16 protein-coding genes are annotated in these 16679 nt (G+C 69.1%); 12 read left to right on the forward strand and 4 right to left on the reverse strand.

Annotation, left to right across the window (positions count from 1 at the left end):
• Nucleotides 1-88 precede the first annotated feature (88 nt).
• Both ASF71_RS18035 and ASF71_RS18040 read left to right on the forward strand, forming a co-directional pair.
• Nucleotides 89-823 carry a YebC/PmpR family DNA-binding transcriptional regulator gene (locus tag ASF71_RS18035; protein WP_056302593.1) on the forward strand — a complete coding sequence of 245 codons (735 nt, stop codon included), beginning with the start codon at nt 89-91 and terminating at the stop codon, nt 821-823.
• 69 nt (nt 824-892) lie between these two features.
• The gene (locus ASF71_RS18040) at nt 893-1249 is read left to right on the forward strand and encodes a hypothetical protein (RefSeq protein WP_056302595.1); all 357 of its coding nucleotides are present in this window, start codon (nt 893-895) and stop codon (nt 1247-1249) included.
• Between the two features lie 19 nt (nt 1250-1268).
• Here ASF71_RS18040 and ASF71_RS18045 read toward each other — a convergent pair whose 3' ends face one another.
• On the reverse strand, nt 1269-2768 hold the full coding sequence (locus ASF71_RS18045; RefSeq protein ID WP_056302597.1) for an amidohydrolase: 1500 nt from the start codon (nt 2766-2768) through the stop codon (nt 1269-1271).
• A gap of 57 nt (nt 2769-2825) precedes the next feature.
• Here ASF71_RS18045 and ASF71_RS18050 point away from each other — a divergent pair, with 57 nt between their 5' ends.
• From ASF71_RS18050 to der, 5 genes are all read left to right on the forward strand, one after another.
• The gene (locus ASF71_RS18050) at nt 2826-3860 is read left to right on the forward strand and encodes a response regulator (protein ID WP_056302600.1); all 1035 of its coding nucleotides are present in this window, start codon (nt 2826-2828) and stop codon (nt 3858-3860) included.
• A 74-nt stretch (nt 3861-3934) separates the two neighbouring features.
• On the forward strand, nt 3935-4402 hold the full coding sequence (locus tag ASF71_RS18055; RefSeq protein WP_056302602.1) for a GNAT family N-acetyltransferase: 468 nt from the start codon (nt 3935-3937) through the stop codon (nt 4400-4402).
• Between the two features lie 86 nt (nt 4403-4488).
• Nucleotides 4489-7164 (forward strand): alanine--tRNA ligase, encoded by a 2676-nt coding sequence (alaS, locus tag ASF71_RS18060; protein ID WP_082506156.1) that lies wholly within the window; start codon nt 4489-4491, stop codon nt 7162-7164.
• Between the two features lie 75 nt (nt 7165-7239).
• Complete coding sequence (locus ASF71_RS18065; RefSeq protein WP_056302604.1) at nt 7240-8616, forward strand: serine hydrolase; 1377 nt, start codon at nt 7240-7242, stop codon at nt 8614-8616.
• A 495-nt stretch (nt 8617-9111) separates the two neighbouring features.
• A complete protein-coding gene (gene der / locus ASF71_RS18070; RefSeq protein ID WP_056302606.1) occupies nt 9112-10434 on the forward strand; it encodes a ribosome biogenesis GTPase Der in 1323 nt (440 codons plus the stop codon).
• Between the two features lie 186 nt (nt 10435-10620).
• Here the strand turns inward: der and ASF71_RS18075 are convergent, their stop codons facing one another.
• On the reverse strand, nt 10621-10806 hold the full coding sequence (locus ASF71_RS18075; RefSeq protein WP_056302608.1) for a hypothetical protein: 186 nt from the start codon (nt 10804-10806) through the stop codon (nt 10621-10623).
• 113 nt (nt 10807-10919) lie between these two features.
• Between ASF71_RS18075 and ASF71_RS18080 the strand changes: the two genes are divergently transcribed.
• The 4 genes from ASF71_RS18080 (at nt 10920) to ASF71_RS24590 (ending at nt 14430) form a co-directional block, all read left to right on the forward strand.
• Nucleotides 10920-11483 (forward strand): peroxiredoxin, encoded by a 564-nt coding sequence (locus ASF71_RS18080; protein ID WP_056302610.1) that lies wholly within the window; start codon nt 10920-10922, stop codon nt 11481-11483.
• A 67-nt stretch (nt 11484-11550) separates the two neighbouring features.
• Entirely contained in the window at nt 11551-12156 is a 606-nt protein-coding gene (locus ASF71_RS18085) for a DUF177 domain-containing protein (protein ID WP_056302612.1), read from the forward strand.
• Nucleotides 12157-12159: 3 nt separating this feature from the next.
• Entirely contained in the window at nt 12160-12672 is a 513-nt protein-coding gene (moaC, locus tag ASF71_RS18090; protein ID WP_056302614.1) for a cyclic pyranopterin monophosphate synthase MoaC, read from the forward strand.
• 75 nt (nt 12673-12747) lie between these two features.
• Nucleotides 12748-14430: a polymer-forming cytoskeletal protein gene (locus tag ASF71_RS24590; RefSeq protein WP_056302617.1), complete on the forward strand. Its 1683-nt coding sequence runs from the start codon at nt 12748-12750 to the stop codon at nt 14428-14430.
• Nucleotides 14431-14492: 62 nt separating this feature from the next.
• Here ASF71_RS24590 and ASF71_RS18100 read toward each other — a convergent pair whose 3' ends face one another.
• A complete protein-coding gene (locus tag ASF71_RS18100) occupies nt 14493-14882 on the reverse strand; it encodes a helix-turn-helix domain-containing protein (protein WP_056302619.1) in 390 nt (129 codons plus the stop codon).
• A 293-nt stretch (nt 14883-15175) separates the two neighbouring features.
• Between ASF71_RS18100 and ASF71_RS18105 the strand changes: the two genes are divergently transcribed.
• The gene (locus ASF71_RS18105) at nt 15176-15427 is read left to right on the forward strand and encodes a hypothetical protein (RefSeq protein ID WP_056302622.1); all 252 of its coding nucleotides are present in this window, start codon (nt 15176-15178) and stop codon (nt 15425-15427) included.
• 3 nt (nt 15428-15430) lie between these two features.
• Here ASF71_RS18105 and ASF71_RS18110 read toward each other — a convergent pair whose 3' ends face one another.
• Nucleotides 15431-16678 carry a folylpolyglutamate synthase/dihydrofolate synthase family protein gene (locus ASF71_RS18110; protein ID WP_056302624.1) on the reverse strand — a complete coding sequence of 416 codons (1248 nt, stop codon included), beginning with the start codon at nt 16676-16678 and terminating at the stop codon, nt 15431-15433.
• Nucleotide 16679 lies beyond the last annotated feature (1 nt).

Raw genomic sequence — 16679 nt, forward strand, 5'->3', positions numbered from 1 at the left:
GGCGCACTGGGCCGCCGCGCGGTAGACTCGCCCTCTCGGCGCCCCCCACGTGTGTGGGCGCACATTTACGGACAGGAGAACACAGAACATGGCCGGTCACAGCAAATGGTCGCAGATCAAACGTAAAAAAGGCGCCAACGACAAGCGGCGCAGCGCCATCTATTCCAAGCACATTCGCGCCATCCAGGCCGCCGTGCGCTCGGGCGGCAGCGGGGACCCGAGCGGGAACCTCAGCCTGAAGAACGCGATCGCCGCCGCCAAGGCCGACACGGTGCCGGTGGACAACATCGACAACGCGGTCAAGCGCGCGGTCGGTGCGGGCGAGGGCGCCGCCGAGTACAAGGAAGTGAGCTACGAGGGCTACGGCCCCGCCGGCACGGCCCTGTTCATCGAGACGCTGACCGACAACGTGAACCGCACGGTGGCCGATATCCGCGCCGTGTTCAACAAGCGGGGCGGCTCGCTGGGCACGAGTGGCAGCGTGGCGTGGCAGTTCGAGAAGAAGGGCATCATCCTGCTCACCGACACGAGCGAGGCGGCGCAGGAAGTCGCCATCGAGAACGGCGCCGAGGACATCAACGAGTCCGAGGACGGCCTGGAGATCAGCACCGGCCCCGCCGACCTGTACGCGGTGCAGGACGCCCTGACGAACGCCGGCTACGTGGTCGAGAGCGGCCAGATCACTATGCTGCCCAGCAACACGGTGGCGGTGGCGGGCGACGACGTGCGCAAGCTGCTCGTCCTCGTCGAGGCGCTCGAGGACCTCGACGACGTGCAGAACGTCTACACCAACGCGGATCTGCCCGAGGACGCCGAGGCCTGAGCCCTCATCCGGCCTGAACCTCCCCTTGATCCGCCCGGCCACCGCGTGCCGGGCGGTCTACTTTGGGCCATGGCGTACCAGGGACAGCTTCCAGGCGGCGTGACCGTGACCATCGAGCAGCGCGGCGACCAGACGCAGGTAAGTGTGGAGCGCGGCAGCCAGCGCCAGGGCGGCGGCCGCACGACCGGCCCGTGGCAGGACGCTCCCAGGCTCTGGCAGACCGGAGAGGGAGGCGTCGTCGAAATCAGCGGTGCCCAGAAGAGCTGGCTACGGGTGACGGACGGCAGCGCGCAGTCGTTACACGCTGCCCCCAACCTTCAGGACGCGCAGGCAGTGGCCCTGACTGAGGTGAAAGACGGGGAGGGTCAGCCCGAGATGAAACCTATGGAGCCAATGAAACCCATGACGCCGATGGGCGAGGACTGAGCGACCCCCAGGCTCCGCACTACAGCACCAGCGCCCGCGCGTTGCCGCCCACGCGGTCCCAGAGGGTGAAGGCGGCCCGCGCGCCCGGCCGGATGACGCCCTCGTCGTCCCAGCCCGCGGCCAGAGCGGGGCCACGCGTGTGCGCCCACAGCACGTCGTCCAGGGTCAGGGCCTCGGCGGGGGCCAGGGACCGGCCGTCGTCCCCCACGCGGGTCAGGGCGGCGGCGAAGTTGGCGCGGTACTCGGGGGGCGCGACCGGGGCGTCGCTGCCGAACGCCAGAACCGCGCCCGCAGCCTTCAGCGAGCGGAAGGGGTAGCTCGTCTCCGTCAGGTGCGGCAGCAGCGCGCGGATCATGCCGGCGTCGGCCTGGAGGTGGATAGGCTGCACGCTGGCGGTCAGGCCCCGGAACCGGGCGATGTCCTCCGGACGCAGGTGCTGGGCGTGCTCGACGCGTAGGCGAATGCCCCGCGCTTCGGCGTCGGCGCGCAGGTCGTCGTAGGCGTTGAGCACCTCGGTGTTCGCCCGGTCCCCGATGGCGTGCGTGACGGGCGTGAGGCCCAGGGCGAGCGCCTCGCGCCCCACCTCGCGGATGAGGTCCGGGTGGTCGAGCGCGATCCCGGTGCCCGAGCCGTCGGCGAAGCCCGGCGCGTGCAGCCACGCCGTGCGGCTGCCCAGAGCTCCGTCGGCGAAGAACTTCACGCCGCCCCACTGGAACAGTCCGCCGGGGTTCCGGGTCAGCCCCAAGTCGCGCGCCAGCCCCAGGCGGTCATGCGGCAGGCAGGCCCACACCCGCAGCGGCAGCTCGCCGCGCGCCGCCAGCGTCTGCAGGGCGCGCGGGGCCTCGGGCGACTCGAAGGCCATCGTGTGCGTACTGACGTAGCCGCGCGCCGCGAGGTCCCCGGCCCCCGCCCGCGCCGCCGCGAGGTACTGCGCCGGAGTGGGCTCAGGGATCACGCGGGCCACGAGGTCGGTGGCGTTTTCCTGAAGGCAGCCGAGCGGACGCACGACGTGACCGCCCTCGGGATCGGGGGTCGCGTCCGTCACGCCCGCGCGGCGCAGCGCCTCGCTGTTGACCCAGAGCATGTGCAGGTCGCGCGAGTACAACGCGACCGGGTGATGCGGGCTGAATTCGTCGAGCTGCGCGGCGGTCGGGTAGGTGGTCAGGCCCAGTTCGGACAGGAGGAAGCCGCCCCCCACGATCCACTCGCCGCGCGGGGTGTTCAGGGCACGCTGCCCCACCTTGGCCTGAACCTCGCCCAGGCTGGCCGCCCCGTGCAGACTGAGTTCGGCCAGCGAGAACCCGTACTTGACGAGGTGCGTATGCGCGTCCGATAGCCCCGGCGTCAGGATCAGGTCGCGCCAGTCCTCGACCTCGGCGCCGGGTGCTAGGGCACGCACCTCGTCGCGCGAACCGGTCGCCAGCACCCGGCCGCCTCCCACCAGCACGGCCTCGGCGTGGGGCCGAGCCTCGTCGAGGGTCAGGGTACGGGCAAGAAGCAGCGTCAGGGGCGCGGACATATGCCGTACAGCGTAAACCTTACGGAGAGCGGCGAGCAGACTGTTAGACTGCCTCCCATGCCGCGCATCCTGGTCGTTGACGACGACTCTGCCATCGTCAAGCTCATCAGCGTGATCCTGTCGCGCGCCGGCCACGAGGTGCGCACGAGCAGCCACCCCGTCGAAGCGCTCGACCTCCTGAAGGTCTTCACGCCCGACCTGATCATCAGCGACGTCGTGATGCCCTACATGACCGGTCTGGAGTTTCTGGAGAAAGTCCGCGACCACGAGCAGTTCTCGGCAATGCCCTTTGTGCTGCTGAGCAGCCACGCCGAACGCAGCGACGTGCGCCGGGGCATGAACCTGGGTGCCGACGACTACCTGCCCAAGCCCTTTACTCCCCAGGACCTCACCACCGCCGTCGAGGCCCGGCTGCGCCGCGTGGGCCTGAACCAGCAGAGCGGGAGCGTGACGCAGGCCAAGGCGCTGGGCACTGCCCAGGTCATGTGGCAGGGCGCGCAGGTCGCCTGGGTGAGCCGCAAGGCGCTGGAGCTGTTCTTCTACCTCCTCGAACACAAGGAAGTGACTTCTTGGGAGGCGGCCGAGGCTCTGTGGCCCGAGAAGGACGAGTCGCGCGCCAGCAGCCTGTTCCACACCACGCTGCACCGCCTGCGCAAGAGCCTGAGCAACGAGGCAGTGGTCAGCAACAACCGCAAGTACGCCCTGGCGCCCGACCTCAAGCCCGAGTACGACGTGCAGCGCTACGAGCTGCTCTCCGGGCAGGCCGAGCAGGGCAGCCTGGGCTACGAGGAACTGCGCGAGCTTGTGGGCCAGTACGGCACCTTCCTGCCCGGCGCCGACAGCCCCTGGGTGGATGACGTGCGCGCCCGCCTGGAGCAAAAGCAACTGAGCCTGCTGGGTCTCGCCGCACAGGCGGCGGGCACGGCCGGCAAACCTAAGGAAGCGGCGCAGTTCCACCAGCGCGCCCTGGGCATCGACCCCATGAGCGAACAGGACTGGCGCGGCTTGTCGAAGGCCCTGGAGACCCTGGGCGACCCCCGCGCCCGTCTGGCCGCCCAGCGCGAGGCGTGGTGGGCCGTGGACCTGGACTGAGCCCCTGGAGCGCCACTTCTCCGGTGCGCCATCCGGCCTATAGGCATCCCGGCGGCCTTCTGCTGTGCTGAGGTGTGCCCTTGATCATCCGTGAGGCCCAGCCCAGCGACTGGGAAGCGTTCCTCTCCCTGTACGGCGGTGACCCACCGACAAGTCCCGAGGCGGCCTTGGGCCGGTTTCGGCGCAAGCTCGCCTCCGAACTGGAATGCGTGCTTGTCGCCGAGGAACATCGGCCAGGCGCCGAACCCCGCCTTGTCGGCCTCGCCCTCGCGCACCAGTGGGACGAGTACCTGATGTCGGGCCAGCGGCAACTGCGATTCTCGGCGCTGCGGGTCCACCCCGACCACCAGCGCCAGGGGGTCGGGCGCGCCCTGTTCGGCGGGATCGTGGCCTGGGCGAAGTCGAGAAACGCGACCTGGCTGGAATGGTACGCCAGCCCCAGCGCGGTGCCGTTCTATACCCGTCTGGGCTTTACGGGAACCCTATGTCCCGACCCCGAATATCCCTACTACGAGATCCGGTTTGGGGCGAAGGACGACTAGCCCGGCGTGGCTGGCCCGGATCAGGCCAGAAGGCCGCCCTGGCAGCGCCGCTTTGGCTTGGGCCGGACCGCGCTAGACTGCCAGTTATGACCGCGCCGCTGTCCACCGCCGACATTCGCGAGAAGTTCTTGCAGTTCTTCGAGAGCAAAGGCCACCTGCGCCTGCCCTCGCACAGCACCGTCGCGCCCGATCCCACCACCCTCTTCACCGTGGCAGGCATGCAGCCTTTCAAAGAGCAGTTCATGGGCGCGGCCGCCAGCTTTCCCGGCTACGGCGATAGCAAGCGCGTGACCACCGCCCAGAAGTGCCTGCGGATCGGCGACATCGAGAACGTGGGCCGCACGCTGCGCCACTGCTCACTGCTGGAAATGCTGGGCAACTTCAGTTTCGGCGACTACTTCAAGCGCGAGGCGCTGACCTGGGCCTGGGAATTCCTGACCAGCCCCGAGTGGATGGGCCTGGACAAGTCGCGCCTGTACGCCACCATCTACCAGGACGACGAGGAAGCCTACGGCATCTGGACCGGGGAGAACGGCCTGAGCCCGGACCACATTCTGCGGTTCGGGGCCGACGAGAACTTCTGGCCGGCCGACGCGCCCAAAGAAGGCCCCAACGGCCCCTGCGGCCCGTGCAGCGAGATCTTCTACGACCGTGGCCCGGCCTACGGCGACGACACCTGGGCCGAGTACGCCGACACCCGCGAGAGCGCCCGCTTCCTGGAAATCTGGAACTGCGTGTTCCCGCAGTACGACCGCCAGGAGCCTCTGCCCGATGGCACGCCCGTTCTCAAGGACCTGCCCTTCAAGAACATCGACACCGGCATGGGCCTGGAGCGCATCGCCACCGTCGTGCAGGACGTGTATGACTTCTACAGCAACGACGTGTTCGCGCCCCTGATCGCCAAAGTGGCTGAACTGTCCGGCCAGCCCTACGAGGGACCGCAGAACGTCTCGCACCGCGTGGTCGCCGAGCACATCCGCTCGGTGAGTATGGTCATCGCCGACGGTACCGCGCTGAGCAATACCGGGCGCGGCTACACCGCCCGCAAGATCTTGCGCCGCGCCAGCCGCCACGCCTACCTGCTGGGCCTGCGCGAGCCGGCGCTGCATACCCTCGTGCCCATCGTGGTCGAGAAGATGGGAGGTGCCTACCCCGAACTGCGCGAGAACGCAGCGCGCGTGGAAGCGGCCGTGAAGGCCGAGGAGGAGCGCTTTCTCAAGACGCTCGAAGGAGGTATCCAGCGCCTCGGTAGCCTGCTGGGCACGATGGAGCAGGGAACGACCCTCAGCGGCGAGGACGCCTTTGTGCTGTACGACACCTACGGCTTCCCAGTAGACCTGACCAAGGAAATCGCCGAGGAGTGCGGCATCACTGTGGACGAGGCGGGTTATGCCGAGAGCCTGGAAAAGGCCCAGGAAACCGCGCGGGCGGGCAGCAAGTACGGCAAGTCCGAGCTGTTCGGCGGTAACCAGAGCGCCTTCGACGGCCTCTCCCCTACCCAGTTCGTCGGCTACGACGAGCTTGACACGCAGGCCGAGGTCCTGGCCGTGGTCGGCGCCGGCGAACGCCTGGACACGCTGGCGGCGGGCAGCGAGGCGACCGTGGTGCTCTCCCGCACGCCCTTCTACGGCGAAGGCGGCGGCGAGGTGGGCGACACCGGGCGCCTGGAGTGGGACGGCGGCGCGGCCGTCGTGCGCGACACCCGGAAGACCCCCCAGGGCGTGTTCCTCCACGACGTGATGGTCGAGGCGGGCGAGCTGCGCGGGGGCACACAGGTGCGCGCCGTGGTGTCGGGCGAGCGCCAGGCCACCGAGCGCCACCACACCGCCACGCACCTGCTGCACGCAGCGCTGCGGGCCGTGCTGGGGAGCGGCGTGCGGCAGGCCGGCTCGCTGGTCGCGCCGGACCGCCTGCGCTTCGACTTCTCGCACGGGGCCGCCCTGAGCACCGGCGAGATCGCCAGCGTCGAGACGCTGGTGAGCCGCTGGATCAGCGCCAACTTCCCCGTGAGCTGGCAGGAGATGCCCATCGCCGACGCCCGTGCGGCGGGGGCCACGGCCCTGTTCGGCGAAAAGTATGGCGACACCGTGCGTGTGGTGTCGGTAGGCGGCGACGTGAGCTACGAGGGCCACGCGGTCTCCAGCATGGAGCTGTGCGGCGGCGCGCACGTGAACCGCACCGGCGACATTGGCGCGTTCGTGATCCTCAGTGACGAGAACGTGGCCGCCGGAGTGCGACGCATCGAGGCGCTGGCGGGCGAGGCCGCGACCGCGTGGCTGCGCGAGCGCCTGAACAGCGCCGCGCGGGTGGCCGGAATGCTCAACACCAGCCCCGACGGCCTCGAAGGTCGCGTCTCGGGTCTCCAGGCCGGGCTCAAGGCAGCCGAGAAGGAAGCGGTGGCCCTGCGCCGCCAGCTTGCCGAGGCCCAGATGGGCGGGGGCGGCGCGGCAGCCCAGACGCGCGAACTCGGCGGATTTCAGGTTGCGGCGCTGAGGCTTTCAGGCGTGGAGGCGAGCGAACTGCGCGGCGCGGCCGACAAGCTGCTCGACACCAGCGGCGCCGACATCGTCGTGCTCGCCACCGACAAGGGACTGGTCGTCAAGGCCACCAGGGCGGCTGTGGGTCGCGGCGCGCACGCCGGACAGCTCATCGGCAAGCTGGCAGCCGCAGGCGGCGGCAAGGGCGGCGGCCGCCCGGACATGGCGCAGGCGGGCATCACCGACGCCGACGCGGCCCTGGGTGCCCTCGATACGGCGTTCTGAAGGCTTGAAGACAGCGGGCGGCGGGGCCAGGGCCTACGCCGCCTTTTGCGTGCGCCGGAGCGCTACCCTCCTGCCATGACCCTGCTCCAGACCGTGCGGCACCTCGCGCCCTACCTCGAGTCCTGGCTGGAGTTCGGGCGCGACCATGCCGGGGTGCCCGGTGTGCAGGTCGCCGTGCGGGTGGGCACCGAGCTGGCGGCCTCCTTCGCGCTCGGGCAGGCGAACATCCGCACCGGCGAGCCTCTCACCACCCGGCACCTCTTCCGCATCGCCTCGCATTCCAAGTCCTTCACGGCGACGGCCATCTTCCAGCTGCTGGAGGCGGGGAAACTGCGGCTGGACGACCCGGCCGGCCACTGGATTCCCGGTCTGGCAGGCAGTCCCGCGGCGGCCTACACCGTGCGCGAACTGCTGGGGCACCAGTCGGGCATCAACCGCGACGGAGCCGACAGCGACTACTGGCAGCAGCTCGCCGCCTTTCCGGACCGGGAGACGCTGCTGGACTTCTGCCGCGCCGAGGCGGTTTACAGCGCCAACGAGCACTTCAAATATTCGAACATGGGCTACGGCCTGCTGGGCCTGATCGTCGAGGCGGCGAGCGGCCGGAGCTACGCCGACTACGTGGCCGCGCACCTTACCGGGCCGCTGGGCCTGGAGAACCTGGGGCCGGAGCTGCCTGCCGCGCGCGAAAGCGAACTGGCGACCGGCCACAGTGCCCGCCTCGCGGCCCGTGACGAGCGGCGGCCGCTGCCTTCCTCGGACACGCGGGCGCTGGCCGCCGCGACCGGTTTCTACGGCACCGCCGAGGACCTCACCCACTTCTGGGCGGCGCACGCCTACGGCGAGGGCACCCTGCTCTCGGACGCCTCCAAACGCCTGATGGGCCGCGAGGAGACGCGACTGACCAAGCCCTTCCCGCGCGGCTACGGCCTGGGCCTGATCCTGACCGAGGTCGGCGGACGCACCCTGGTGGGGCACTCGGGCGGCTTTCCCGGCCATATCACGCAGTCGTGGCTTGACCCGCGCACGGGCCTAGCAGTGTCGGTCCTCAGCAACGCGCTGGGGGCTCCCTCGACCGATTGGGCGACCAATCTTGTGCGTCTCATTGATCTCGCGGAGCGCGCGCCACGCCGGGCGCAGACCGACGCACCCGGTGTGGCCCTGGAACGCTTTACCGGGCGCTATGCGGGTCTGTGGGGCCTGACCGACCTTGTGGACCTGGGTGGGCAGCTGGTATCGCTGTATCCCGCCGGCGACCCGGACGCCAGCGTGTCCGAACTTACGGTGGTCGACGACCTGACCCTGCGGCCACAGCCAGAGGCCGGTTTCGGCGCAGTGGGCGAGCCCTTCCATTTTCAGCGGGGCGAGGACGGCAGAGTGCAGTCGTACCGCCAGGGCGGGGGCCGCGCGTGGCCGCTGGCCGATTACCGCGCTCTGCATGGCCTGGACTGAGCAGCGGGGGCTGGGTTGCCAGGGGCGGACAATAAAAAATCCGCCCTCTCGGACGGTGATGGGGAAACTATAGCGCGCTATGCAGGCGCAGTCAAGCCGAATCTTCTGGGCCGCTCCGCGCTGTGTAACACGGAGAAACTTCAGCTCGCTTTTCCTCGGAGCTATGCGTCGCCGTCCCTGGAACCTCCCAAATCCAGACTCGAGCAGTACACAACAAAAAATCCGCCTCTCGGGCGGTGATGTCATAAATTATAGCGCCGAATACAGGGAAAGTCAAAGCTATGCAGGTCAGTTGTGGGAGCGCGAGCAGTCACGGACTTTTCTCCGTTCCTCCTGCTGCCGGCCTATGCACATGCCGGGGTGCGTTGTCTCTTTTGCCAATTCTTAATTCGCTATACTGGGAGGTCTGTGCCCCGACCGTCACCGTGATGGGGGGCTTTTCCGGCGGAGCGGGCGGACGCGGCCCGACTCCGGCACCGTAAAGGAGCGTTCAACATGCAGAAAGTCGCTATCGTAGGCCGGCCCAACGTCGGCAAGTCCAGCCTCTTCAACCGTCTCATCGGCCGGCGCGAGGCCGTCGTGGCCGACTTCCCCGGCGTCACGCGAGACGCCAAGGAAGGGCTGATGCTCTACCACAACCACCGCATCTCGCTCGTGGATACGGGCGGTCTATGGAGCGGAGACGAGTGGGAACAGGCCATCCGCGAAAAGGCCGAGTGGGCTATGGAAGGCTCGCAGGCCGTGATCTTCGTGCTCGACCCGCGCGAGGGTCTCTCGGCGGCCGACTACGAGGTGGCCGAGTGGCTGCGCCGCCTGGGCAAGCCGGTGATCGTGGTCGCCAACAAGATCGACAGCCAGAAGCACGAGGTCTACCTCTCCGAGCTGTGGGGCCTGGGCTTCGGTGAACCGGTCGCCATCAGCGCCGAGCACGCGCGCGGCCTGGACACCCTGATGGACCGCGTGATGACCCACCTGCCCACCGATGACGAGGACGTGCCGGAAATCGCGCCCATCCGCATCTCGCTCATCGGGCGGCCCAACGTGGGCAAGTCCAGCCTGCTCAACGCCATCACGCAGTCCGAGCGCTCCATCGTGGCTGACCAGCCCGGCACCACCCGCGACTCGCTGGACGTGGAGTGGGACTACGGCGGCCAGCGCTTCGTACTCGTGGACACGGCAGGCATCCGCAAGAAGCCCGACACCGCCATTGAGGACTACGCCATCCAGCGCTCGCAGGCAGCCATCGCCCGCAGCGACCTGATCTGGCTCGTGGTGAACGCGGGCGACCTGGGCGACCACGAACTCAAGCTCGCCAACCTCGCCTACGAGAGCGGCAAGCCGGTCATCGTGGTGGTCAACAAGTGGGACCTCGTGCCCGACACCGAGCTCAAGCGCGCCGAGAAGGACCTCAACCAGAAGCTGCACCACATCATGTACGCCCCCAAGGTCTACACGAGCGCCATCAACGAGTACGGCATCCACGACATGCTGGCCGAGGCGATGAAACTGCACGAAAAGTGGCAGTCGCGCATTCCGACGAGCGAGCTCAACCGCTGGCTGGAAGTCTGGCAGATGCGTCAGGCCGTGCCGAACTTCCACGGCAAGAAGCTCAAGATGTACTTCATGACCCAGGTGGAGACGGCTCCGCCCACTTTCGCCATCTTCTGCAACCGCGCCGAGTTCGTGACGCGCGCCTACGAGGGCTTCTTGCAAAACCGCATCCGCGAGGACCTCGCGCTCGCGGGCATTCCGGTACGGCTCAAGTGGAACGAGAAGGGGCCGTACAAGCGCGACAAGAAGGGCAAGGACGAGGACTAAGGTTCAGTCGGGCGGCGGAGTTCACCACGGCGACCCGAAGGCATAGGTCACTGTGAGTTGCCCGCCGCTCGCCTGAACGCCGTCGCAGATACCCTTCTCCTGCCCGTACCTCAGCGTTCCCCAGAGGCTCCACTGCCTCTCGCCCCGTGGTCCCGGGTCCGACCGCTGCAACATCTGCGCCTCCGCCTATGAAAGCGGAGGCGTGTTGCCGTAGGAGCGGCGCAGGTCGGCCAGACAGGCTTCAACCAGCACCGCTCCCTCGGTCCTGGCCTTCGTCTCCTCCCGGAGCCGCGCCGCCTCCTGCACTGGCTGGCCGATCAGAACCCAGCCCAACCCCGCAGCGAACAGCGCCAGGGCAGACTGGCGGTCCACCAGAAGGCGGGCGTATCAGAGCGGAGCATCTGGGCCTGAGTCTGCCCGCCGGCCGCCCGCGCTACATCCGCCGGAAGAGGGAGGCCAGGCTGGCCACCCCTTACCCTGGGGGAATGACCGACCTGCACCGTCTCCCGGCTGACCTTCCCGTGCCCGCCGACGACGGCGCCTGCGACCACCTGCCGGGCCTACGGCTGCCTGCCTTGGCGCAGCCGGGCACCGACGGGCAGCCGCACGACCTCTCCAGCCTGCCGGGGCGCACCGTGCTGTACGTCTATCCCCGCACCGGCGAGCCGGGGCAGCCGCTGCCCACAGACTGGGACGTGATTCCCGGCGCGCGGGGCTGTACGCCCCAGAGCTGCGCCTTCCGCGACCACCAAGCGGAGTTGAGGGTGGCAGGCGCCGAGGTCTACGGGCTGAGCACTCAGGGCACGGCCTACCAGCGGGAGGCAGCGGAGCGGCTCCATCTGCCCTTCGTGCTGCTCTCAGACGAAGCCATGACCTTCTCTGGCGCGCTGCGGCTGCCGACCTTTGGGGTAGACGGGATGACGCTGCTGCGCCGGGTCACGCTGGTCGTCCGCGCGGGGGTGGTCGAGCACGTCTTCTATCCGGTCTTTCCGCCGGAGCAGAACGCCGCCGACGTGCTGGAGTGGCTGCGGGCCCACCCCGCCGGATAGGCCAGGACGCCTAGGGCAAGGTGCGCGTTTTCCGGTGTCTTCAGCCCGCACACCGTATCCTGAGAGGATGAACGACCAGCCCCAGATTCACCTCGGTTCGCTGCTGCGCGCGTCCACCGACGAAGCGCATGTGGACGGCGAACTCGACCACCTCACCTACCAGCAGGGCAAGGAGACGCAGACCCTGCGTTTTGCCGAGCCGGCGCCCTTCGACATCGACGTGAACTCGCTGGGCGGCGACGAGATGTACCTTCAGGGCAGCTTCGAGCCCACCCTGATCATGGAGTGCGCCCGCTGCCTGCGCGATGTGGAAGTTCCGCTGGAACTCACGCTCGGCACCCTGATGCGCTACGACCCCGCCGCGACCGAGCCGTACCTCGAAGAAGCTGAGAGCGGTGAGGACGTGCTCGTCTTCGGCGATCCCAACCTCGACCTGAGCGCGTACCTCGCCGAGACTACCCTGCTGGGCGCCCCCCTCAGCGTGCTGCACGACGAAGCCTGCAAGGGCCTGTGTCAGGTGTGCGGCCACGACCTCAACGACGGGCCCTGCGAGCACAGCGCGGCCGTACCGGTCGAGGCCATCGACACCGATCTGGGTACGCCGGAGGGCAGCACCCACGCCCGCCAGAACCCCTTCGCCGCCCTACGCGGCCTCGACCTGCCGGAGGACTGAGCCTTGAGTGCCCCCGACACCGCGTCCGACGCCGTCCCCCGCCTGACCCATTTTCAGGACGGCCAGCCGCGCATGGTGGACGTGACCGGCAAGGCAGTGACCACCCGTACCGCGACCGCCGAAGCCTGGGTCAGGTTGCCCCCTGAGGCCCGCGCCGCGCTGGAGGCCGGCACCAACCCCAAGGGCGACCCGCTGACAGTGGCACGTCTCGCCGGGCTCGCAGGCAGCAAGCGCACCGCCGACCTGATCCTGCTGTGTCATCCCATCTCAGTCACGGGCGCCGACGTGCAGGTCACCCTGGAGGCGGCGGGCGTGCGTGTCCTGGCGACTGTGAAGACCACGGCCCCGACCGGCGTCGAGATGGAAGCCCTGACGGCGGCGGGCGTGGCGGCCCTGAACGTGTACGACATGCTCAAGGCGGCCAGCAAAGCCATCGAGATTACGGGACTGCGCCTGCTGTCGAAGACCGGCGGCAAGAGTGGCGACTACCGCGCCGAGGACCACCCGGCGTCTTGAACGCCCGTTGAGATCGGACCTGTTCCCTAGACAGGTCCGGGAACTCATGCTGGTCTTTCGACGTAGAGGAAACGTATGGGTCAGGGAGAGCACAACTCGGCACAGCGGTGGGAGGGCCTGGGCGATGACGCCCTACGCCTAGCCCTGCACCGCGAACCCGACCATGACCTGAGCCCGGCCGAAGAGGCGCTGCTCGGCGCGGCCTCGGCTGAGGTGCAGGCAGCCCGTGAAGCGCTGCGGCAGGTAACCCTCAGCCTGGGCAGGTTGCCACGTCCCCCCCTCCCGCACAGCGTGGCGGCCGCCGTGTTGTGCGACCTTACGGCAGCGCGCCTGCTGGCCCCGCCTCCTCAACCCCGTTCTGTTGCAGACGAGGTCGTAGGCGACCTGCAACTGGGCCGGATCCTGGCCCCTCCCCAGCCACAGCGCAGCGTGGCGCCGGCTGTGATAGCCGATATCGCGGCGGCCCGCTGGCTGGCTCCCCCACCCGTCCCGCGCCCTGTCGCGGACATGGTGCTGACCGAGATGCGCCTCGCTCGGCAGCTCACCCCACCACCCCAGGCGCACTCGGTCGCGGCAGCCACCCTGGCCGAGATCGTGGGCACTTCGGTCCTGACCGGCCTCCCCCGGCCCCCCCTGCCTGCCCCGGTAGCTTCAAGAGTCGTGGCCCGTATCGTCTCGGCCCAGGCGGCCCAGGAAGCTGCCCCCTCCGCCCTGGAGAGGACTACAGCGGCGCTCGGCGTGCAGACCTCGCCACAGAATTCCGCGCCACTCCTTCTGGTCGGAGCGCTGTTGGTAGGCGTGGTCCTGATGACGCTGAGTACCGCGTGGCCCAACCTCGCTGTCGGGGCAGTGGTGCTGCGAACCCTGCTCGAACAGGTGTCGCCGCTGGCCGGGGTAGGGCTGGCCCTGGTGCTGCTCACCAGCGTTCTGGTGGCTTGGAAGCCGGTGCCAGTAGTGCGGCGGGCCGGGGCGGGGGCCTTCGCCCTCTCAGCGGTACTGGCCCTGCCCGCGCTGTATCACGTGGCGGGGGGCGACGGCGGCCTGAGCATCGGCCGCAGCGTGACAGTCAGTGGGCCGGTGAGCGGCAACATCATCGCCATCGGCGGCGACGTACACCTGGGCGAGCAGGCCCAGGTCGGCGGCGAGGTCATCACCCTGCTCGGCGACGTGTATCAGGCGCCGGGCGCGCAGGTAGACGGCCGGGTCAACGCGCTGCTGGGTCATGCGCCCGGTGACCGCAGCGCCCTCCAGACCGCGCCGCCCACCGGTCTGGGGCTGGCGACGGCCGCGGCCTTCCGGCCCGTGCTGGGCTGGCTGGGAGCCGCCGCGTGGCCGCAAGTGTTCGTCGTCCTGACCGGGGGGGCACTGCTGCTGCTGTTCGTGGCCGGTCTAGCCCCGGGACTGGCGCGGCGCCAGCGGCACGCCCCGATGCGGACCCTGGCCCTGGGCGTACTGATGCTGGCCCTGTTGATCGGTCCGGCGACGGTCCTGGGCTTGGCGGGTCTGCTGGCCCCGGCACTGCTGGCTCTGGCGCTCACGGCCCTGCTCGTCGCTACGGGCCTCAGCGTCAGCCTGTACGACCTGGGCCGGGCGCTCGCCCACCGCGTTCACCTGCCGGTCCCCGACGCGGTCGGGGCGCTGCTGGGCCTGAGTGCTTTCGCAGCCAGCCTCAGCCTGCCCCCCCTGGCATTTACCCTGGCTCTGGTCGGCGGAGCCTGGGGCGCGGGTACCCTGCTGCTCACCCGTCTGCCCCGCTAGGCGACGCATGAGGAAACAGGCCCGACACGCGGATGCGTCGGGCCTGTGTTGAGAAGCGCGCCTCAGTTGAGGATGCGCTTGAGATGCAGATAGATCTCGAACCAGTCCTGCTTGTCGCGTGGGCGCTTGCCCCGCAGTTCGATGCGCGACAGGGTCCGGACCCAGTCCGGCGTGATCTGCGGCCCCAGGGTGGGGTCGGCAATCAGGTCGGCGAGGCCCTTAGGCAACGCGCCTTCGGTCGAGGCCCCGTAGAACTCGACCCCTTCGAGCAGGTCGTGAACCGTGATGCTGTAGGCCCCGGCGAGCGTCTGGAGCGTCTCGAGGCTGGGGTTGGTCCGCCCGCGCTCGAGGTCGCTGAGGTAAGGCACGCTGATATCGGCCACCTCCGCCACGTCCTTGAGCCGCAGCCCGCGTTCGCTGCGCAGTTCACGGAGTCGTTCGTGCAGTTTCATATATTCACCTCCTGGGCTGCGGCGTGGCTTCACCTCTTCCTGCACCTGTGCCCTCGCACACGCCGGAAGCTCGGCTTGCTGCCTGGGGATGCGTTTGCTTCAAGGCAGAATCGGACACCCTTGCTTGGAGTGTAACACCCACCCCCGGTACGGTCAATACAGAATAGAGGCCCGGACTTCTTGCAGACCCCCACCCGCTCTGCTAGCATCGTAACCAGTTCGAGATTTTCTCCGCACAACCACGTCTTTCCTCACACCTCGCGGTCCACGGCGGCCGGAAGGAAGTCCGAGTCATGCGCGCACTGGACCAGATCGCCGGCAGCATTCGGGCCGGCTACGTTCACTCCACAACCGTCCTGAATATCCTGATCGAAACGGAAAACGAGGGCGGGCTCAATGCGGTCCGGCACATTGAGCGTCACCTTGACAACGGCATGCAGGCCATGCGGCTGCGTGGGCACCCCCGCGCCGACCTCGTGCAGGTCTGGCTGGGGGCCACCCGCGCCTACCTCGTCAGCCGCGCCGAACAGCGCCAAGCGGTCTGAGGGCTACTGCCACCGCTCACGCTCCTCTTCCGCCTCCCCCAGCAGCAGCGGCCGCAACTCACCGACGAGATACAGGCTGCCGCAGGCGAGCGCCTGTGCGCCGGGCGGCAGAGCTTCCAGGGCTTCTCGCGGCGTCTCAGTCAGAGTCACGGCGGTGTCCGGGAACAGCCGGGCCAGGCGCCCAGGCTCTGCGGCGCGCGGGCTGAGGACGGCGCGGGTCAGGATTACCCTGGAAGCCAGGGGGCGTAGGGCCGCCGCCACGCCTTCCAGGTCCTTGTCCTCAGCCGCACCGAAGATGAGTGGTAAAGGGCCGGTTCCCAGATCCATCATTGCCTGTGCCAGGGCGCGCGCACCGTCCGGGTTGTGGGCACCGTCCAGCAGCACTCCACCGCCTCTCCACGGCAGACGTTCCAGGCGGCCGGGCCAGTGGACTGCTGCCGCCCCCTGACGAACGGCTCCGGGCGCAACCCCCAGTCGCAGGGCCGCCGCTGCCGCCAGCGCGGCGTTGGCAGCGCCGTGCCGACCCAGTAGTGGTGTCCGGAAGGTGAGGTTGCCGGCAGGAGTCTGCAGCTCGACCTCGTGACCCTCCCAGCCCAGCGGCCGCGTGTCCCAGATCAACTCTCGCCCGGCGGCCCAGAGGTCGGCACCCTGCCGCTCCAGCACAGGCCACAGCTCCGGCGCCGCCCCCGTCAAGGCCGGGCGCCCCGGCCGCAGGATCCCCGCCTTCTCGGCGGCGATGGCCTGCACTGTATCGCCCAGAATGGCCGTGTGGTCCAGGCCGACGTTCGTGACCACACTCAGCACCGGCTCCAGAGCATTGGTCGCGTCGAGACGCCCCCCCAGGCCCACCTCCATCACGGCGGTCCGGACCCCCGCTTCGGCGAACAGCAGGCACCCCAGCGCGGTCACCACCTCGAAGAACGACGCTTCGTGCAGTTCGGCAAGTGGGCGGACCCGGCCCAGCGTCTCCATCACCTGAGTGGTCGGCAGTTCCTGACCGGCCACCACGAAGCGCTCACTGAACCGGGTGAGGTGAGGACTGGTGAACAGGCCCGTACGCTCCCCACCCGCCGACAGGACCGCAGCGAGGGTGGCAGCCGTGCTGCCCTTGCCGTTGGTGCCGCCGATCAGAACGGTCCGGAAACTGTCCTGGGGCCGCCCCAGAGCCTGCAACAACGCATGGACCCGCTCCAGACCGGGCCGTACACCGAAGCGCTGCCGGGCGAACAGCCAGTCGAGAAGTTCGGTCACG

Source organism: Deinococcus sp. Leaf326 (assembly GCF_001424185.1).
Lineage (GTDB): Bacteria > Deinococcota > Deinococci > Deinococcales > Deinococcaceae > Deinococcus.